The sequence below is a fragment of the Streptomyces sp. 4N509B genome (assembly GCF_052245655.1).
In the GTDB taxonomy this organism is placed as follows: domain Bacteria; phylum Actinomycetota; class Actinomycetes; order Streptomycetales; family Streptomycetaceae; genus Streptomyces.
The window spans coordinates 48,481-66,939 of sequence record NZ_JBQQBZ010000028.1; the positions used below are offsets into that span (position 1 = coordinate 48,481).

Here is an 18,459-nt window from a genome sequence, read left to right on the forward strand (position 1 = left end):
GGTGAACAGGCGCAGACGGCCCACCATCCACGACGTCGCCCGGGAGGCCGGGGTCTCCCGGGGCACGGTCTCCCGGGTGCTCAACGGCGGGCGGTACGTCTCCCCCGAGTCGGCCGAGGCGGTCAACGCCGCGATCCGCCGCACCGGGTACGTCGTGAACCGGCACGCCCGCAGCCTGATCACGGGCCGCTCGGGCTCGGTGGCGTTCCTGCTGACCGAGCCGCAGGAGAAGTTCTTCGAGGACCCGAACTTCAACGTGCTGCTGCGCGGCTGCACGGCGGCGCTGGCCGCGCACGACATCCCGCTGCTGCTGATGATCGCCGGCACCCGGGCCGAGCAGCGCCGCATCACGCGCTACGTCACGGCCGGGCACGTCGACGGCGTGCTGCTGGTCTCCAGCCACACCGGCGACCCGGTCGCGGGCCAGCTGGTGCGGGCCGGCATCCCCGTCGTGCTCTGCGGCAAGCCGATGGACTCCGACGGCGGTCCCGGCCCGTTGCCCCACGTCGCGGCCGACGACCGGGACGGGGCGCGGGAGATGGTGCGGTACCTGGTGGGCGCCGGGCGGCGGCGGATCGGCATGGTGACGGGGCCGCTGGACACCCCGGGCGGCGTGGAGCGGCTGGCCGGGTACCGGGAGGTGCTGGCGGACGCGGGGCTGGCCGCCGACGAGGACCTCGTGGCCCCCGGCGACTACAGCCGGGCGAGCGGGGCGGCGGCCACGCAGCGCCTGCTGGAGCGCCGACCCGACCTCGACGCCCTGTTCGTCGCGTCGGACCTGATGGCCAGGGGTGCCCTCACGGCGCTGGAGCGCGCCGGGCGGCGCGTGCCCGACGACGTCGCCGTCGGCGGCTTCGACGACTCGGCGGCGGCCGTGGAGGCGGCCCCGGGGCTCACGACGATCCGTCAGCCCTGGGACCGGGTCAGCGCGGAGATGGTGCGGGTCCTCCTGGCCGACATCGGCGGCGAGCCGACGTCGGCGGTGATCCTCCCCACCAGCCTGGTCCGCCGCGAGTCGGCCTGAGGCCGGCTCGCGGCGGTGCGGCTGTCAGTCCTCGCGAGGGGGTCGGCCCTCGCGACGGTTCAGCCCTCGCGGCGGCCGTCGACGCGGCGGGGCAGGCCGAGCGGGTTGTCGTCGCGCAGTTCCTCGGGGAGCAGGGCGTTCGGGGTGTCCTGGTAGACCACCGGGCGCAGCCAGCGCTCGATCGCGGTGGTGCCGACGGAGGTCGAGGTGGAGGTGGTGGCCGGGTACGGGCCGCCGTGGTGTTGGGCGTGCGTGACGGCGACGCCGGTGGGCCAGCCGTTGACCAGGACCCGTCCGGCCAGTGGGGTGAGCGCCGCGACCAGCCGGGCGCCCTGCCCGCCGTCGCCGTCGCCCTCCTCCTGGCTGAGGTGGAGCGTCGCGGTGAGGTTGCCGGGCAGGCGGGAGAGCACGGCGGTGACCTGCTCGGTGTCGGCGTAGCGCACCACGACGGTGACCGGGCCGAAGCACTCCTCCAGCAGCAGGTCGTGGACGCCCTCGGCGGCGAGCTGCTCGGCCGCCACCGTCAGGAAGCCGGCGGCGACGGTGTTCGCCTCGCCCTCCCCCGCCGTCACGGGCGTCTCGACGCCCGGCAGCTCCGCGCGGGCGCGGGCCCCGGCGAGGAACGCCTCGCGCATCCGGGAGTCGAGCAACACGCCGGGGGCGGCCTCGCCGACCTTCTTCGCGAGCGCGTCGACGAGGGTGTCGCCGCCGTCGCCCGCCGGGACGAGCACCAGGCCCGGCTTGGTGCAGAACTGGCCGGCGCCCAGCGTCATCGAGCCGGCGAGCCCGCCGCCGATCTCCGCCGCCCGCTCCCGGGCCGCGGCCTCCGTGACGACGACCGGGTTGAGGCTGCCGAGCTCCCCGTAGAAGGGGATCGGGGTGGGCCGGCTGGCGGCGGCGTCGAACAGCGCGCGCCCGCCGCGGATCGAGCCGGTGAAGCCGGCCGCCGCGACCAGGGGGTGCCTGATCAGCTCGATGCCGGCCTCGAAGCCGTGGACCACGGCCACGACGTCCTCGGCGAGGCCCACCGAGGCGGCGGCCCGCCGCAGGGCGGCGCCGGTCAGCTCGGAGGTGGCGGGGTGGTCGGGGTGGGCCTTGACGACGACGGGGCAGCCGGCGGCCAGGGCGCTGGCGGTGTCGCCGCCGGGGGTGGAGAAGGCGAGCGGGAAGTTCGAGGCGCCGTAGACGGCGGCGACGCCGAGGGGGATCTTGTACCGGCGCAGGTCGGGGCGGGGCGGGGCGAGGGAGGTGTCGGCGTGGTCGATGATGACGTCGAGGTACCCGCCGTCGGCGACCTCGTCGGCGAAGGCGCGCAGCTGACCGGTCGTGCGGGCGAGTTCGCCCGTCAGACGGGGGACGCCGAGGGCCGTCTCGGCGTCGGCGGTGGCGATGATCCGCTCGCCGTCCGCCTCCAGCGCGTCGGCGGCGGCGCGCAGCAGTGCGACGCGGGTGCCGCGGTCGGCGAGGGCCTGACGGGTGGCGTGCGCGGCCCGTACCGCGGCGTCCACGTCGGCGGCGGTAGCCTCGACGGTGACCTGTTCGCGCCGCTCGCCGTCGCGGGGGTCCACACTCCACACTGCGTTTGCCACCGGAATCGTCCTCCTGGGACCGCGTTCGCTATAGTCGACGTTCGAGATTCTGAACAATGTCCCTGTATGTGAATCTCTCGGGACTGTATAGCGGCTCGAACAAGGGGGTCAAGGCGATGTCAACTGCCGAGACGGGTGCCACGTCGCAGGTCAAGTCGGCCGTTCGCACCGTCGAGCTGCTGGAGTTCTTCGCCGGCAGGCCGGGGATGCACTCCCTGGCCGAGGTGCAGACCGCCGTCGGGTACCCCAAGTCGAGCCTGTACATGCTGCTGCGCACCCTGGTGGACCTCGGCTGGGTGGAGACGGACGCCACCGGCACCCGGTACGGCATCGGCGTCCGCGCCCTGTTGGTGGGCACCTCGTACATCGACGGCGACGAGGTGGTGGCCGCCGCCCGCCCGACGCTGGACAGGCTCTCGGACGAGACGACGGAGACCATCCACCTGGCGCGCCTGGACGGCACCAGCGTGGTCTACCTCGCCACCCGCCAGTCCGAGCACTACCTGCGCCCGTTCACCCGGGTGGGCCGCCGCCTGCCGGCCCACTCGACCTCGCTCGGCAAGGCGCTGCTGGCGACCTGCACCGACGACCAGGTCCGCGCGCTGCTGCCCGCCCGCCTGGAGCGGCTGACCGAGCACACGATCACCGACCGCGAGCGACTCATCGACGAGCTGGGCGCGGTGCGCGAGCGCGGGTACGCCGTCGACCGGGAGGAGAACACCCTGGGCCTGAGCTGCTTCGGGGTCGCGATCCCGTACCGCAGCCCGGCGCGGGACGCCATCAGCTGCTCGGTGCCGGTGGCCCGGCTGACGGCGGCGCACGAGCAGCTGATCAAGGACGCCCTGCTCGACGCCCGGGACCGCCTGGCCCTGGCCACGCGTCACCTGTAGGCGGGCGCGTCAACTATTCTCGGGCCGCACGGTGGCGCGAGAAGGTGCGACGGGCCCGCGCATCACCGGGCGCCGGCCACGGGGACGTCGGGGAGCGCCGGGGACACATCGGGGACAACGGGGAGAATGACATGGACGCGCCACGTCGCCTGGCGAACCGGTACGAGCTGCTCAGGGTGCTGGGCCGCGGCGGCATGGCCACGGTCCACCTCTGCCTCGACACCCGCCTGGGGCGCGAGGTGGCGGTCAAGACGCTCCTGCCCGAGCTGGCGCGCGACCCCGTCTGCCAGGCACGGTTCCAGCGCGAGGCCGAGTCGGCCGCCTCCCTCAACCACCCCGCCGTCGTCGCGGTCTACGACACCGGCGAGGAGCTCACCGACGGCGTCCCCATCCCGTACATCGTGATGGAGTACGTGGAGGGCGCCACGCTGCGACAGCGGCTGACCGGCAGCGGGTCGCCGCCGCCCGAGCGTGCCCTGGAGATCTGCTCCGGGGTGCTGCGGGCGCTGGCCTACTCCCACGCCAGGGGCATCGTCCACCGCGACATCAAGCCGGCGAACATCATGCTCACCGACGCCGGTGAGGTGAAGGTGATGGACTTCGGGATCGCCCGCGCCACCGGCCGGGTCGGCATCACGATGGAACACCCGACGTCGGTGCTCGGCACCGCCGAGTACCTCTCCCCCGAACAGGCCAGGGGCGAGACGGTCGACGCCAGGTCCGACCTGTACTCCACGGGCTGCCTCCTCAACGAGCTGCTGACGGGACGGCCGCCGTTCACCGGCGACTCGCCCGTGGCCGTCGCCTACCAGCACGTCAACGAGGCGCCGGCGCCGCCGAGCTCCCACGCCCCCGACATCGCGCCGGGGCTGAGGGAGGCGGTCGACGCGATCGTCCTGCGGGCGCTCGCGAAGGACCCCGACGAGCGGTACGCCACCGCGGACGCGATGCGGCACGACCTCCACGCTGCGCTCACGGGAGCGCCGCTCGAGCACCCGGCGGGCCCGGCCGGGGCCGACGCCACCTCCACCACCGACACCACCGAGACCTCCCGGCTGCCGCGGCAGGCGCCGCCGCACGCGGCGGCCGAGCCGGCGACGGCGGAGCCCGCGACCGCGGAGCCGGCGCCGAGTCCGACGCGCACCCAGCACACCCCGCGGACCCCGTCCGGCCCACGCGCCCCCGGCCGACGGCGGCGCGAACCGCGGCGCCGCGGCAGGGCCGTGCTGGCGGCGGTCGTGACGCTCGCCCTCGTCGTCGGCGCCGTCCTGCTCGGCCGCTCCCTCGTCGGCGGCGGCCAGGCCGCGGCCGACGGCGGCCCGGACCTGGTGTCCGTGCCGGACCTCGGCGGCATGAGCGTGGAGCGGGCCCGCGCCACCGCCGAGGAGGCCGGCCTCACCCCACGGGAGGGCGCCAGCCGCCCCTGCCCCGTGCCCGAGGGCCGGGTCTGCGCGACCGATCCCGCGGCCGGCACGGACGTCGAGGCGGGCTCGACCCTCACGCTCGTCCTCTCGGCGGGCTCGCGTCCGGTGCGCGTGCCCGACGTGGTGGGCGACGACGTCGAGAGCGCGACGGCCGAGCTGTGGGACGCCGGCTTCGAGGTCGCCCGCGAGGCCGCGCCCGCGGAGGTGTCCGCCACGGCCGAGCCCGGCACGGTCGTCGACCAGGACCCGCCCGGTGGCAGGACGAGGGAGCCCGGCACCACGGTCACCCTCACCGTCGCCGGCCCGCCGGAGGAGAGCGCGTCCGCGACGCCGGAGCCGTCCGCCACCGAGGAGGCCGACGGCGAGGAGGAGACGGACGAGGAGAGCCCGGACCCGTCCCCGAGCGACGAGGAGCCGCAGCAGGTGCCCGTCCCCGACGTCACGGGGCTGCCCTACGAGGACGCGGAACGGACCCTGCGCGAGGCCGGCCTGACGGCGGAGCGGGTGACGGCCACCGAGCCCACCGGCGCGGCGCCGGACACCGTGATCGCCCAGGACCCGGCCGACGGCACGCTGCCGCCCGGCGGCCTCGTGACGCTGACGGTCGAGCCCGCGGTGGCCGAGGTCGAGGTGCCGACGGTCGACGGCCTGAGCTACGCCGACGCCGAGCAGCAGCTGACCGACGCGGGCCTCGTGCCGCTGCCCGAGAACCTCGACGACCCGTCGGCCGGCTGCGCGCCGCAGGACGTCGTGGACTCCACCGACCCCGCGGGCGGCACCACGCTCCCCGAGGGCGAGACGGTCACGGTCTTCTGCGTCACCGCTCCCTGACCGCCCGGCGCCGCACCCTCGGCGCCGGGCCGTCCGTCGGCCTCGGCGTCAGCTGACGCCGAGGAGCTGCTCGACGGGGTTGATGGCGAAGTAGACGACGAAGAGCGCCGCGGCGACCCACATCAGCCCGCTGACCTCCCTGGCGCGGCCGAGGACGCTCCTGATCACCACGAAGGCGATGAAGCCGGCGCCGATGCCGTTGGTGATCGAGAAGGTGAAGGGCATCACCGCGATGGTGACGAACGCCGGGATGGCGATGGAGTAGTCCGACCAGTCGATGCGCCCGACGCCGGCCATCATCAGGAAGCCGACGGCGACCAGCGCGGGCGCGGCGGCCTGGGAGGGCACGACGGCGGCCAGCGGCGCGAAGAAGAGCGCCAGGGCGAACAGGCCACCGGTCACCATGTTGGCCAGGCCGGTGCGGGCCCCCTCTCCGACACCCGCGGCCGACTCCACGTAGGAGGTGTTGGACGAGGCCGAGGCCGCGCCGCCCGCCGCCGCGGCGAGGCCGTCGGTGAACAGCAGCCGGCCCAGGCGCGGCACGCGGCCCTGCTTGTCCAGCAGCCCGGCCTCGCTGGTGACGCCGACGGCCGTGCCCATGGTGTCGAAGAAGTCGGTGAGGAAGAGCGTGAAGACCAGCAGCACCACGGTGACGGTGCTGACCTCGTCGAAGGCCCCCAGCAGGCTGAAGTTGCCGAGCAGGCCGAAGTCGGGGCTGGCCACGACGTCCTCGGGCGCCTCGGGGACGGTCAGGCCCCACGCCTCGTCGGGGATGTCGGCGATGGCGTTGATGACCATCGCGAGGACGGTCATGGCGACGATGCTCAGCAGGATGGCGCCCTTCACGCCGCGTGCGAGGAGGGCGAGGGTCAGCAGGACGCCGAGGCAGAAGACGAGGACGGGCCAGCCGGTGAGTTCGCCCGTGGCGCCGAGGGTGATGGGCGGCGAGCCCTCGTGGCCGACGGTGAAGCCGGCGTCCACCAGGCCGATGAGGGCGATGAACATGCCGATGCCGACGCCGATGGCGATCTTCAGCGGCATCGGGATCGCGTTCATCACCGCCTCCCGCAGCCCGGTGGCGGAGAGCACGCACAGGATGAGGCCCTCGATCACCACCAGGCCCATCGCGTCGTGCCAGGTCATCTGCGGCGCGATCTGGTAGGCCACCATCGCGTTGATGCCGAGGCCGGCGGCGAGCGCGAGCGGGAGGTTGGCGGTGATGCCCATCAGCACCGTCATGATGGCGGCGACCAGGGCCGTCGCCGTGACCAGCTGGGGGAAGGACAGCTGGTCGCCGTTGATGTCCTCCGCGCCGCCGAGGATGATCGGGTTCAGCACGAGGATGTAGGCCATCGCGAAGAACGTGACGAGCCCGCCGCGCAGCTCCCGGGCGAGACTCGACCCCCGCTCGGAGATCTGGAAGAAGGTGTCGAGGCGCGCCAGAGGGCCGGAGCGGGATGGCATGGGGATCCTCACGGGTGGTACGAGCGGGGGACGAGGGGAACCCTGGGGTTCCGGGGACGCAGGGATTCTGCCGGGTGGACGGCATGTGTAGGTTTTGTACGTGTAACACGATGCCGCACCGTTACCGAATCGCGCCCTGACCTCGGCGCGCCCCTCAGCCCAGCGACGCGAGCGCGGCGGTGACCGCCGCCAGGTCCTCGTCGGTGGCCAGCCCGCCGTGGTAGAGGCGCAGCTCGGTGGCGCCGAGTTCGGCGGCGTGCGCGGCGTCGGAGCGGAGGGTGGCCGGGCTGCCGCCCATGCCGGCGACGATCCCGAAGTTCGCGGCCAGCGCCGTGTGCGCACGGCGGTGGGGCACGAACGGCGCCAGCACCGCCGAGCGTCCGGCCGCGCCCCCGGGCCCGCCGGGGCAGGGCAGCACGACGCCGTCGGCGTGGTCGAGGATCGCGGCGGGGGCGACGCCGACGTTCGCGCCGTACCGGTGGGGGGCGGGGTCGGCGTGGAGGAGGACGCGGAAGGCGGGGCCCAGGGCGGCGGCCCTCACGGCGGCGACGGCCTCGCGTTGCAGCGTGTCGGCGGTGGCGTCGCGGAAGGCGGTGACGGCGCCGGCGAGTTCGGCTCCGAGGAGGCGGTCGAACTCGGCGCGCTCGCCGTCGCGGTCGGCCGGGGCGGGGCCCGCGGTGCCGGCGAAGTACGGCGCCAGGGCGGCGGTCACCGCCCGCCGCAGCTCCTCGGGCTCGACGCCGTGGGCGCGGTACCCGGCGTGGCAGGAGGCGCAGAAGCAGAGCGACATCAGCCAGCCGCCGACCGGGCCGAGTCCGGCGCCGCCGATCTTGTCGTGGGCGTGGAGGTGGTCCAGGCCGTACCAGCCGCAGGACTCCAGCTCGGTGCCGCTCGTCCCGGGGCGGGTGGCGGCCTCGGCGGCCAGCCGCACCACGTAGGAGCGGACCTCGGGCCGGGCGATGCACGGCGCCCAGGGGTACCGGTCGCCGTAGGCGTTGCGCACGGTGGCCTCGGGGTGCTCGCGGCCGAGGCGGGAGTTGTGGGCGAGGATCACCCAGGAGTGGACCTCGAGGCCGGCGTCGGCGAGGGCCCGCGCGGCCTCGGCGAAGGGGTCCTCGCCCGGCAGCCACGTCTGCGGGTGGGGCCGCAGCGGGCTGCCGGCCCAGTGGCCCGCGTCCGGCGGGTAGTAGACGGCGGCGTGGCGGGCGGTCACGACGCGGTGGTCGGGGTGGCGGGGGGTCAGGGCGCGCGTCGCGTGGTAGGCGGACGCGAGGGTGACCCGGGTGACGCCCGTGGCGGCCAGCCGGCGCGGGGCGTCGGGGTCGCCGACGACGTCCCAGGGATAGACGAAGGCACCGGCGGTCAGCGATGCGGTCATCGAGGTCACCCTCTCTCGGGGTCGTGGGTCACGGCGTCGGCGCCCACGATGTCAGGGCGCCCGGGGCGTGGGCCCGACGGGGGCCGTCACGCGGGGCCGTCGGGCGGGGCGTCACGCGGGGGGTGTCACGCGGGAGCGGCGCGCCCGGCGTCAGGAGGCCGCGCGGGCGGCGCCGACGAGCGCGAGGCCGCGGTCCAGGAGCGCGGTGAACTCGGCGAGGTGCTCGGGCTCGGGCTCGGCCAGCGGCGCGCGCACCCCGCCGACGTCGAGGCCGCGCAGCCGCACGCCGGCCTTGACCAGCGAGACCGCGTACCCGTTGCCGCGGTTGCGCAGCTCGACCAGGGGCCGGTAGAAGCCGTCGAGCAGCCGCCGCACCGTCGCCTCGTCGCCGCCGGTGACCGCCGCGTGGAAGGCGAGGGCGATCTCGGGGGCGAAGCAGAAGACGGCCGAGGAGTACAGCCGCACGCCGAGGGCCGCGTACGCGGTCTGGGTCAGCTCGGCGGTGGGCATGCCGTTGAAGTACCGGAAGCGGTCGGCGAGCTCGGGCAGCTCCGCGCGGACGGCGGAGATCGTGCGCTGGAGCAGGTCGAGGTTGCCGAGGCCGTCCTTGAGGCCGATGACGCCGGGGGTCCGCGCCAGTTCGACGACGGTGCCGGGGGTGAGGACGGCGTTGTCCCGCTGGTAGAGGACGAGCGGCAGCCGCGTGGCCGCGGCCAGCTCGCGGTAGTGGCGCAGCAGGCCGCCCTGACCGGCCCTGACCAGGTACGGCGGGAGGACCAGGAGGCCGTCGGCGCCGGCCTCCTCCGCGGCGCGGGCGAACTGCGCGGCCACGGCCGTGCCGTAGCCCACGCCGGCGACGACGGGGACGGCGCCCGCGGTGGCCTCGACGGCGGCGGCCACGCAGTCGCGGACCTCCTCCAGGGTCAGCGCGTGGAACTCGCCCGTCCCGCAGCAGGCGAAGACGGCGCCGGCGCCGGCCTCGACGCCGGCCGCGACGTGGGCGCGGTAGGCGTCCAGGTGGAGCGAGCCGTCGGGACGGGTGGCGGTCACGGGGAAGAAGAGCAGTCCGTCGAGCCGGTCGGCGAGTGAGGCGTCGGTCATGCGGATCCCGTCCCGTCTCGGTCGTCATGCGCGATGCGAAGCGCATACCTGGTCATGGACCTGATCATCGTCCATATTCATGAACGCTGTCCCAGACGCTAGATGAGGTGACGTCCGTGGTCAAGCCGGCATTGACGCGCCACGAAACCGAGGCATACGGTGTCCCTCGCAGTCCCATATATGAACGGTCCTCAGAGGAACGGGAGACCCCATGGCCGCGCCCCGCACCGTTCTCCTCACCGGCGCCGCCGGTGGGGTCGGCACCCTGATGCGCGAGCTGCTGCCGGCGTACGGGTACGAGCTGCGCCTCCTCGACGTCGCGCCCGTGCCCGACGCGCCGCAGGCCCTCACCGCCGACCTCAGCGACCGGGCGGCGCTGCGCGAGGCCGTGGCGGGGACCGACGCGATCCTGCACCTGGCGGGCATCTCCCTGGAGGCGCCCTTCGAGGAGATCCTCGAAGCCAACATCACGGGCACCTACAACCTCTACGAGGCGGCCCGCGAGGCCGGCGTGCGCCGCGTCGTCTTCGCCTCCAGCAACCACGCCGTCGGGTACACCCCGTGGCCGCGCCCCGAGCAGGGTCTCATCCCCATCGACACCCCGCGCCGGCCCGACACCTTCTACGGCCTCTCCAAGTGCTTCGGCGAGGACCTCGCCCAGCTGTACTGGGACCGGCACGGCATCGAGACGGTCTCCATCCGCATCGGGTCCTGCTTCCCCAAGCCGTTCAACGTCCGGATGCTCGCCGTCTGGATGAGCCCCGAGGACGGCGCCCGGCTCTTCCACGCCGCGCTGTCGGCCCCGGACGTCGGCCACACCGTGGTCTACGGCTCCTCGGCCAACACCCGCCTGGTGTGGGACCTCGCTCCGGCGCGGGCCCTCGGGTACGAGCCCGAGGACGACTCCGAGCGCTTCGCCGCCGAGCTGGTCGCGGCCGAGGGCGAGTTCGACGCCGAGAGCAACCCCGACCACGCGTACCTCGGCGGCGGCTTCGTGACGGACCCGCCGCTGTGGGCGAACCGCCACGCACGCTGACCGGCACCGGGACACGCGGGGAGCGGATGTCGAGGAGACCCTCGAACGTCCGCTCCCCGCCGGTTTCCCGCCGGTTTCCGGCCGTTCCACTCCCCCGCCCGCGCCCTCCCGCGGCGCCGGCCGTGGCCGGCGCGCGGTCAGGCGCGGGCGTGGCCCGTCCTAGCGCAGCCCGCGCAGCTCGCCCGCACCCGCGTTCGCCTGCACGCGGCCCGGCACGGCCCACGGCGAGTCGACCCGCGTGCGCAGCTCCGGGACCCAGCCGGCGTCGTCGCCGAGCAGCGCCTCGGGGTTCGCCTCGTTGTAGGCGCCCAGCAGGTCCACCCGCCGACCGTTGACGATGTTGCCGCTCTCGGTCATCGCGGTGTTGGGGCTCCAGCGGTGGATGACCTCGGCGGGGTCGATCTCCGCGGGGAGGCTGAAGGCGTTGTGCTCCGCGACGAGCTGGGCCTCGAAGCCGATGCCCCAGGTGTAGCCGAAGTCGGAGCCCGCGGCCTGGCGGAAGTGGTTGTTGTAGACGTCCACCTGGCCGAAGCGGACGCGCGGCACGCGCTCGCCGAGGTTCTCGAAGAGGTTGTGGTGGAACGTCACCCGCAGCCTGCCCCGGTCGGTGGCACCGGCGCCGTCGCTGTTGCCGAGCAGGATCGTCTTGCTGTGGTCGCGCATGACGTTCCAGCTGACGGTGACCAGGTCGGCGCCGCGCACGATGTCGAACAGGCCGTCGTGCTGCTGGTAGAGCCGGCCGAAGTACCGCGGCTGCTCGGCGTCGGGGCGGCGGCCGTCGGTGAGGGTGTTGTGGTCCACCCACACCCGCCGCGAGCCGTAGACCACGAGGTTGTCGTACTCCGAGTTCCACTCGCCGAACTCGCCGTCGGTCGGGTCCCACTGCGGGAAGCAGTCGTAGGCGTCCTCGAAGGTGAGGTTGCGGATGATGACGTTCTCCGCGTCCCGGACGTCGACGGTGGCGCCCAGCAGGGTGGCGTCGTCGCCGAGGCCGACCAGGGTGGTGTTCGACCCCACCGACAGCCTGACGCGCTCCGCCTGGTTCGCGGCGGAGGCCAGGCGCGCCTCCTCCATCGGGCCCGAGGGCTCGACGACACCCCAGGTCTCCGGGTCGTAGGCGTCGAGGTAGCCCTGGAGGGTGTACCCGTCGGTGGCGTAGTCCTCGCAGGTGAGGGGGTTGCCCTCGTCGTCGGTGTTGGCGTCGATGGTGCCGCGGACCTTGATGATCCTCGGGGTGTCCGCATCGCCCGCCGCCAGCGCGGCGACCAGCTCGGCCCGCGTGTCGACGGTGTACACGTGCTCGGCGTCGGCCGCCGAGCCTCCGGTGACGTGGCCCTCGGCCGCGCCCCAGCCGTCCCCGGCGGGCAGGGTGGCGCGGGCGGGGTCACGGTGCCCGCCGCCGTGCCCGGGGGCGGGTGCGGCGGTGGCGGCCTCGACGAGCGGGACGGCGGCGAGCGTGAGGGCCGCGCAGCCGGCCAGGGCGAGGGAGCGTCTGTGTCTGGGTCTCATGTGCGACTCCGTTGTCGTGGTGCGTGGTGGGCGTGACGGTCGTGGGGGTGTGGTGCGCGGGCGGGGGGACGACAGGGCCGGCCGACCCAGCACCCTGGCTGCGCCGACCGGCCCGTGGGGGGTGCTACTGCTGCTGCTCCTCCCACTCGGCCTGTGCCTCGTTGAACTGCGTGGCGAGCTCGTCGAGGAAGTCCTGGGCGGACATCTCTCCGAGCAGCACGCGCTGGAAGTTCGGCTCGTTGTCGGCCTTGCTGATGTTGTTCCAGTCGGGGAGGTAGTAGGGCAGCTGGACGATGGTGGTGGCCTCGTCGCTCAGCGCCTCGACCGCGGCCTGGGTGGGCGGCGAGTCGGCCACCCAGTCGGCCTGCTGGGCCTCGGTGTTGGCCGGGATCTGGCCGGCCGACTCGTTCCACATGCTGTTCATCTCGTAGGAGGCGGCGAACTCCATGAAGGTCCAGGCCGCGTCCTTGTTGTCGCTGGAGTTGAACAGGGCCATGCCGTCGACCGGGTTGGAGACGAAGGTGTGGTGGCCGTCGTCGTTGGTCGGCATCGGCAGGCCGGCGACGTTCTCGCCGAACGCCTCGCTGAGGTCGCCGTAGGAGCCGAGGTTGTGCTGGACCATGCCGACGTCGCCGCCGCTGAAGGTGGCGATCATGGTGGTGAAGTCGCTGTTGACGTCGGCCTCGGGGGTGACCGTGTTGTACAGGTCGACGTACCGCTCCAGCGCCGCCACGTTCTCGGGGGCGTTGACGGTGGACTCGGTGCCGTCCTCGCTCCAGAAGGAGTCGATGCCGGACTGCGAGTACATCGCGTCCAGGGCCTGGGCTATGGAGCCCTCACCGCCGCGGATGGTGAAGCCGAACCGGTTGTTGTCCGGGTCGGCCAGCTCCTCGGCCGCGGTGTAGAAGTTCTCCCAGCTCGTGGGCGGTTCGAGGCCCGCGTCGTCGAACAGGTCCGTGCGGTACCACAGGATGCCCTGGTTGGCGGAGGTGGGCACGGAGAACAGCTCCTCGCCCCCGGTGGTGGCGCGCACGCTCTCCAGGAACGCGGGCGACAGCTGGCCGTCCAGCGAGCTGCCGGTCAGGCGGTCGTCGATCGGGCTCAGCGCGCCCTGCGCGACGAGGTTGGCCAGGTAGGAGGTGGAGACCATGCCCACGTCCGGCAGGCCCGAGCCGCCCTGGATGGCCGCGTCGTACTTCGACTGCACCTGGTCGATCGGGATGCCCTCGTAGACGACGTCGATGTCCGGGTGCTCCTCCTCGAAGGCGGCGATGATCTCGTTCCAGACCTCGGTGCGCACACCGCCGTTGTTGTCCCAGAAGGTGATCTCGCCGGTGCCGTCGCCCTCCGCGCCCGATCCGGTGCTGCCGTCGTCGCCACAGGCGGTGGCGGTGGCGGCGAGCGCGAGGGCGATCACGCCCACCGCCGCTCGGTGGGCAAGCTTTCTGTTCATCGTGCGGCTCCCTTGTCGCAGGAAAATCGTCATCGGTTGGTCCGGGTGTCTCGTGGGTGGTTCGGTGGTTCGGTGGTTCGGGGGGACGGTGGGGCGGGGGCGGGGGGACGTCGGGTGAGCGGGGCTGCTCCTGCGTCCCGCTAGGTGATGCGGAACCGTCGGAACGTGGCCGCTCCGGGCGGCACGCCGGTCGGGGTGGTCGACGGCGCGGTGGCGAAGAGCCCGAGCTGGGCCCCCACCCATCGCCAGGGGGTGGCGGCGAACTCCGGCCCCGAGGGCCGGACGTCACCGCCGGGAAGGGCCGCGGCGAAGCGGCAGCGGCCGTCGGCGGTGATCTCCACCCGCAGCCGGACGCGGCCCTCGGGCGCGGCGAGGGGGTGGGCCGCGTCGCGTTCGTGCTCGGCCACCGACTCGGCGAACCGGTGCACCAGCCGCACGCCCCGGGCCTCGCCGTCCCCGCCGCCGTCGGAGGCGGGGGGCCGCTCCAGGCCGATCCAGCAGAAGGCGTCGCCGACCACGGCCAGACCGGCCTTGGCTCCCGGCGCCACGTCGTCGAGGGCGAGTTCCACCTCGACGGTGCGCGGGCCCACCGGGAGCCGCTGGGCCAGCACGTTGGGCAGGCGGCGCAGGTCGCCCGCGTCGGGGGTCGGGTGGGGCACGAGGCGCAGGCCGTCGCCCTCGTGGGGCTTCGTCCAGCCGGGCTGGGGGTTGGCCAGCCAGGTCCACTGCGGGCCGAAGGAGCCGCCTGGGAAGTCGTCGTCGGTGGCGGGGGCGGCGGGCTCGCAGCCGGGCACGGGCAGCCGGTGGCCGGCCACCGGCTCGCCGCGCTCGCCCATCACCGGCCAGCCGTCCTCCTGCCAGGTCATCGGCTGGAGGTGCACCACCCGGCCGAACGCGCCGCGCTGCTGGAAGTGGAGGAACCAGTGGCCGCCGGACGGGTCGGTCACCCAGCCGCCCTGGTGGGGGCCGTTGACGTCGGTGTCGCCCTGGGCGAGCACGATCCGCTCCTCGTAGGGTCCGAAGACGTCCCGGGAGCGGAACGCGCCCTGCCAGCCGGTCTCCACCGAGCCCGCCGGGGCGAGGATCCAGTACCAGCCGTCGTGGCGGTAGAGCTTCGGGCCCTCCAGCGTGAACCAGCCCGGCAGCGCGTCGCCGTCGACCACCACGCGGCCGGCGTCCAGCAGCTCGCGGCCGTCGGGGCTCATCGCGTGGCCGGTGAGGCGGTTCTTGATGCCCGAGCGGGACTTCGCCCAGCCGTGGACCAGGTAGGCGCGGCCGTCGTCGTCCCACAGCGGGCAGGGGTCGATCAGGCCCCTGCCCGGCTTCAGCAGCCAGGGCTCGCTCCACGGGCCGGTGATCTCCGGGGCGTTGACCTGGTAGACGCCGTGGTCGGGGTCGCCCCAGAAGATCCAGAACCGGCCGTCGTGGTGGCGCAGCGAGGGCGCCCACACGCCGCAGTCGTGGCGCGGTGCGGCGAAGACCTCGGTGGGGGTCAGGCGCTCCAGCGCGTGGCCGACGAAGCGCCAGTTGACCAGGTCGCGGGAGTGGAGCAGCGGCAGCCCGGGGACGCGGCCGAAGCTGGACGCGGTGAGGTAGAAGTCCTCGCCGACGCGGATGACGTCGGGGTCGGACCAGTCGGCCGGCAGCACCGGGTTCACGTAACCGCTCGGGGTCTGGCCCATCTCAGCGCACCTCCGCCCGGTGGGGCGCCCCGGTGGCCCAGGGCACGCCCAGCTCGGAGAAGAGGGACAGGCGGGTGGTGGCCCGCTCGACGAGCTCGTCGACGCCGGTGACGACGCGGCGGGGCCCGTTCGGCCCCTCCTCGACGCGCCAGGCGTCGGCGGGCAGCGCCGTCGGGTCCGGCGCGGTGCGGACCGCCTCGACCAGGCGGGTGAAGGCGCCGGTGCGTGCGGGCGGCACCAGCAGCGGCTCGCCGTGGCGCAGGTGGGCGACGAGGTTGGCCAGCAGGTCGGTGCGCTCGTGGTCGGTGGTGACCGGCTCCCTGCCCGCGCGCTCCAGCACCACGCGGTCGGCCTTGTACCAGAAGGTGACGCGGCCGGCGTCGCCGTGGACCACGACGTACGGGTCGCCGGGCCGCTCGGCGCAGAGCGTCACGGCGGTCACGATCGTGGTGCCGTCGGTGGTGTGGACGCGGGCGGCCGAGGTGTCGTCGGCGGCGATGTCGTTGACCCGGTACATCTCCAGCTCCACGCCGGCGACGTCCTCGCTCCGGTCCGCGCCCGCGATGCGCAGCGCGGTGGCGGTGGCGTGGGCCAGGGGGTTGGTCAGCACGCCGTCGACGACGTCGTGCCCGTCGAGGGTGCGGTGCCCGCCCCAGCGCGAGCGGCGCCAGTACGCCTCGTCCCGCGCCCACGCCCCGCCCGCGCCGATGCCGCGGACGGCGCCGATCGCGCCCTCGGCGACCAGCTCGCGGATGGCGGTCACGGCGTGGGAGCCGAGCGACTGGAAGCCGACCTGGCAGGCCACGCCGGCGCGCTCGACGCCCTCGGTCAGCTCGGTGAAGGCGGCGAGCGAGGGGGTGGGGGGCTTCTCCAGCAGCAGGTGGACGCCCCGCCGGGCGGCGGTCAGCGCCAGCGCGACGTGGGTGTGGATCGGCGTGCAGACCACGGCCACCTCGGCGCCGGTGCTCCCCAGCAGCGCGTCGAAGTCGTCGGACTGCTCGACCTCGCCGAAGCCCGCGAGTTCCTCGGGGTCCATCGGGGCGAGGTCGCAGACGCCGACGAGGCGGACCACGTTCTCCTCGTCGAGCCGGCGGAGGTTCGCCAGGTGCCACCAGCCGTGGCCGCGCGGGCCGACCAGCACCACGCGGACGGGCTCGTTCCCGGGGGCCGTCACCGCCGTCATCCCTTCACCGCCCCCGCGCTGATGCCCGTGATGAGCCAGCGCTGGATGAAGGCGAAGATGATGACGACGGGCAGGGCCGCCACCACGCCGCCCGCGGCGAGCGCGCCGAGGTCGACGCTGTCGGTGCCGATCAGCGTGTTGAGGCCGACCGGGATGGTCTGCTTGTCCTGGGAGTTCAGGAACATCAGGGCGAACAGGAAGTGGTTCCAGCTGTGGACGAAGGCGAAGGAGCCCACCGCGATCAGGCCGGGCCGCAGCAGCGGCAGCACGACGGCGAGGAAGGCCCGCATCCGCGAGCAGCCGTCGACCCAGGCCTGCTCCTCCAGCGAGACCGGCACGTTCCTGATGAAGCCGCTGATGAGGATCATCGTCAGCGGCAGCTGGAAGACGGTCTCGGCGATGATGACGCTCCACAGCGAGTTGAGCATCGTCAGCTCGCGGAAGATCTCGAAGAGCGGGACGAGCATCAGCGCGCCGGGGATGAACTGCGAGCACAGCAGCGCGAGCATGAACGGCATCCGCAGCCTGAACTTGAACCGCGCCAGGGCGTAGCCGCCGGCGAGCGCCACCAGCACCGTCATGATCATCGAGGCGATGCCGACGTAGGTGCTGTTGACGAAGTAGGTGTCGAAGCTGCGCTCGTTCCACACCTTCTCGAAGTGCTGCCCGGTCATCGGCCAGGGGATCAGGGAGTCCGAGCCCGGCTCGCGGAGCGCGAAGAGCAGCATCCAGTAGAACGGGATGAGCGTGAAGAGGAGGTAGAGGCCGAGCGGCAGGTAGATCTGCCACCGCGGCGGCTCGTCGAAGCCGCGCCGGCGCCTGGCCGACGGGGCGGCGGGCGGTGCCGCGGGCGGGGTGGCCGCGCGGTCGATGACGGTGGCGGTCGCTGGTCCGGTCACTTGTCATCACTTCCGAACTTGCTCAGGCGCAGGTAGAGGATCGAGCAGAAGAGCAGGATCAGGAAGGCCACGGTGGTCAGCGCGGTGGCGTAGCCGAACTCGTTGCCGTCGATGCCGGTCTGCGCGACGTAGAGGGGAAGCGTGGTCGTCTCGCCCGCGGGACCACCTCCGGTGAGGGTGTAGAGGAGGTCGACGTTGTTGAACTCCCACACGGCCCGCAGCAGGGTGGACAGGATGATGGCGTCCTTCAGGTGCGGCAGCGTGATGTGCCAGAACTGCCGCAGCCGGCTGGCGCCGTCCACGGAGGCGGCCTCGTAGAGGTCCTTGGAGACGGACTGGAGGTCGGCCAGCAGGAGGATCGCGAAGAACGGCACGCCGCGCCAGAGTTCGGCGACGACCGCGCCCCAGAAGACGGTGCCGGTGTCGGCCAGCACCGAGGTGCCGTAGTCGCCGATGCCCATGTCGGCCAGGTACCGGCTGACGCCCGTGGAGGGGTTGTACAGCAGGATCCAGATGGTGGAGGTCAACACCCCGGAGACGGCCCAGGGCGAGAAGACCATGGCGCGGGCGAGGCCGCGGCCGACGAAGGTCTGGTTGATCAGCAGGGCGAGGGCGAGGCCGAGGAGGAGCTGGAGCCCGACCTCGACGACGACCCACTGGGCGCTGAAGGCCAGGGTGTCCCAGAAGAAGGGGTCGTCGGTGAAGATGTCGCGGTAGTTCTCCAGCCCGGCGAAGCCGTTCCGCCACGGCTTGGTGACGTTGTAGTGCTGGAGGCTGTAGTAGATGACGCTGAGCATCGGGTAGGCGATGAAGCCCAGCATCAGCAGCCCGGCGGGGGCTATCAGCAGGTACGGCAGGTAGCGGGGCGTCGCCGAGCGGCGGCGCCGCCGGCTGCGGGGGTGTGGCCGCGGTGGCGCGGTCCCCGTGGTCTCCTTGGCCGCCGCGGCCGTGGCGGCGTCCTTCACGATGTCGGCCATGGCGGTCCTCCCTTCGTTG

General features: G+C 73.8%; 14 protein-coding genes. 4 read left to right on the forward strand and 10 right to left on the reverse strand.

Features of this window, described 5'->3' with window-relative positions; translation table 11 throughout:
- Window position 1: 1 nt before the first annotated feature.
- Window positions 2–1,024, forward strand: coding sequence for a LacI family DNA-binding transcriptional regulator (locus ACTWP5_RS23200; protein WP_443223004.1), 1,023 nt, complete (start codon window positions 2–4; stop codon window positions 1,022–1,024).
- 59 nt (window positions 1,025–1,083) lie between these two features.
- On the opposite strand, the gene ACTWP5_RS23205 is transcribed toward ACTWP5_RS23200, so the two are convergent.
- Entirely contained in the window at window positions 1,084–2,601 is a 1,518-nt protein-coding gene (locus tag ACTWP5_RS23205; protein ID WP_443223052.1) for an aldehyde dehydrogenase (NADP(+)), read from the reverse strand.
- A 128-nt stretch (window positions 2,602–2,729) separates the two neighbouring features.
- Here ACTWP5_RS23205 and ACTWP5_RS23210 point away from each other — a divergent pair, with 128 nt between their 5' ends.
- Together ACTWP5_RS23210 and pknB are read left to right on the forward strand one after the other, a co-directional pair.
- The gene (locus tag ACTWP5_RS23210; RefSeq protein WP_443223005.1) at window positions 2,730–3,503 is read left to right on the forward strand and encodes an IclR family transcriptional regulator; all 774 of its coding nucleotides are present in this window, start codon (window positions 2,730–2,732) and stop codon (window positions 3,501–3,503) included.
- 131 nt (window positions 3,504–3,634) lie between these two features.
- Window positions 3,635–5,758 carry a Stk1 family PASTA domain-containing Ser/Thr kinase gene (gene pknB / locus ACTWP5_RS23215; protein ID WP_443223006.1) on the forward strand — a complete coding sequence of 708 codons (2,124 nt, stop codon included), beginning with the start codon at window positions 3,635–3,637 and terminating at the stop codon, window positions 5,756–5,758.
- A 48-nt stretch (window positions 5,759–5,806) separates the two neighbouring features.
- On the opposite strand, the gene ACTWP5_RS23220 is transcribed toward pknB, so the two are convergent.
- The 3 genes from ACTWP5_RS23220 to ACTWP5_RS23230 all read right to left on the reverse strand — a co-directional run bounded on the left by ACTWP5_RS23220 (window position 5,807) and on the right by ACTWP5_RS23230 (window position 9,701).
- Window positions 5,807–7,222, reverse strand: coding sequence for an NCS2 family permease (locus tag ACTWP5_RS23220; protein WP_443223007.1), 1,416 nt, complete (start codon window positions 7,220–7,222; stop codon window positions 5,807–5,809).
- A gap of 154 nt (window positions 7,223–7,376) precedes the next feature.
- The gene (locus ACTWP5_RS23225; protein WP_443223008.1) at window positions 7,377–8,600 is read right to left on the reverse strand and encodes a hypothetical protein; all 1,224 of its coding nucleotides are present in this window, start codon (window positions 8,598–8,600) and stop codon (window positions 7,377–7,379) included.
- Between the two features lie 150 nt (window positions 8,601–8,750).
- Window positions 8,751–9,701, reverse strand: a complete 951-nt coding sequence (locus ACTWP5_RS23230) for a 5-dehydro-4-deoxyglucarate dehydratase (protein WP_443223009.1) — start codon at window positions 9,699–9,701, stop codon at window positions 8,751–8,753.
- Between the two features lie 211 nt (window positions 9,702–9,912).
- On the opposite strand from ACTWP5_RS23230, the gene ACTWP5_RS23235 reads away from it, so the two are divergent.
- Window positions 9,913–10,737 carry an NAD-dependent epimerase/dehydratase family protein gene (locus ACTWP5_RS23235; RefSeq protein ID WP_443223010.1) on the forward strand — a complete coding sequence of 275 codons (825 nt, stop codon included), beginning with the start codon at window positions 9,913–9,915 and terminating at the stop codon, window positions 10,735–10,737.
- 159 nt (window positions 10,738–10,896) lie between these two features.
- On the opposite strand, the gene ACTWP5_RS23240 is transcribed toward ACTWP5_RS23235, so the two are convergent.
- The 6 genes from ACTWP5_RS23240 to ACTWP5_RS23265 form a co-directional block, all read right to left on the reverse strand.
- Window positions 10,897–12,246 (reverse strand): pectate lyase family protein, encoded by a 1,350-nt coding sequence (locus tag ACTWP5_RS23240; RefSeq protein ID WP_443223011.1) that lies wholly within the window; start codon window positions 12,244–12,246, stop codon window positions 10,897–10,899.
- Between the two features lie 124 nt (window positions 12,247–12,370).
- Window positions 12,371–13,699, reverse strand: a complete 1,329-nt coding sequence (locus tag ACTWP5_RS23245) for an ABC transporter substrate-binding protein (RefSeq protein ID WP_443223012.1) — start codon at window positions 13,697–13,699, stop codon at window positions 12,371–12,373.
- 140 nt (window positions 13,700–13,839) lie between these two features.
- Window positions 13,840–15,381, reverse strand: a complete 1,542-nt coding sequence (locus ACTWP5_RS23250) for a family 43 glycosylhydrolase (RefSeq protein WP_443223013.1) — start codon at window positions 15,379–15,381, stop codon at window positions 13,840–13,842.
- Window position 15,382: 1 nt separating this feature from the next.
- Entirely contained in the window at window positions 15,383–16,564 is a 1,182-nt protein-coding gene (locus tag ACTWP5_RS23255; protein WP_443223014.1) for a Gfo/Idh/MocA family protein, read from the reverse strand.
- The gene (locus tag ACTWP5_RS23260; RefSeq protein WP_443223015.1) at window positions 16,561–17,463 is read right to left on the reverse strand and encodes a carbohydrate ABC transporter permease; all 903 of its coding nucleotides are present in this window, start codon (window positions 17,461–17,463) and stop codon (window positions 16,561–16,563) included. The genes ACTWP5_RS23255 and ACTWP5_RS23260 overlap by 4 nt, the downstream gene beginning before the upstream one ends.
- Window positions 17,460–18,440: a carbohydrate ABC transporter permease gene (locus ACTWP5_RS23265; protein WP_443223016.1), complete on the reverse strand. Its 981-nt coding sequence runs from the start codon at window positions 18,438–18,440 to the stop codon at window positions 17,460–17,462. Before ACTWP5_RS23265 ends, ACTWP5_RS23260 begins: the two co-directional genes overlap by 4 nt.
- Between the last annotated feature and the right edge of the window lie 19 nt (window positions 18,441–18,459).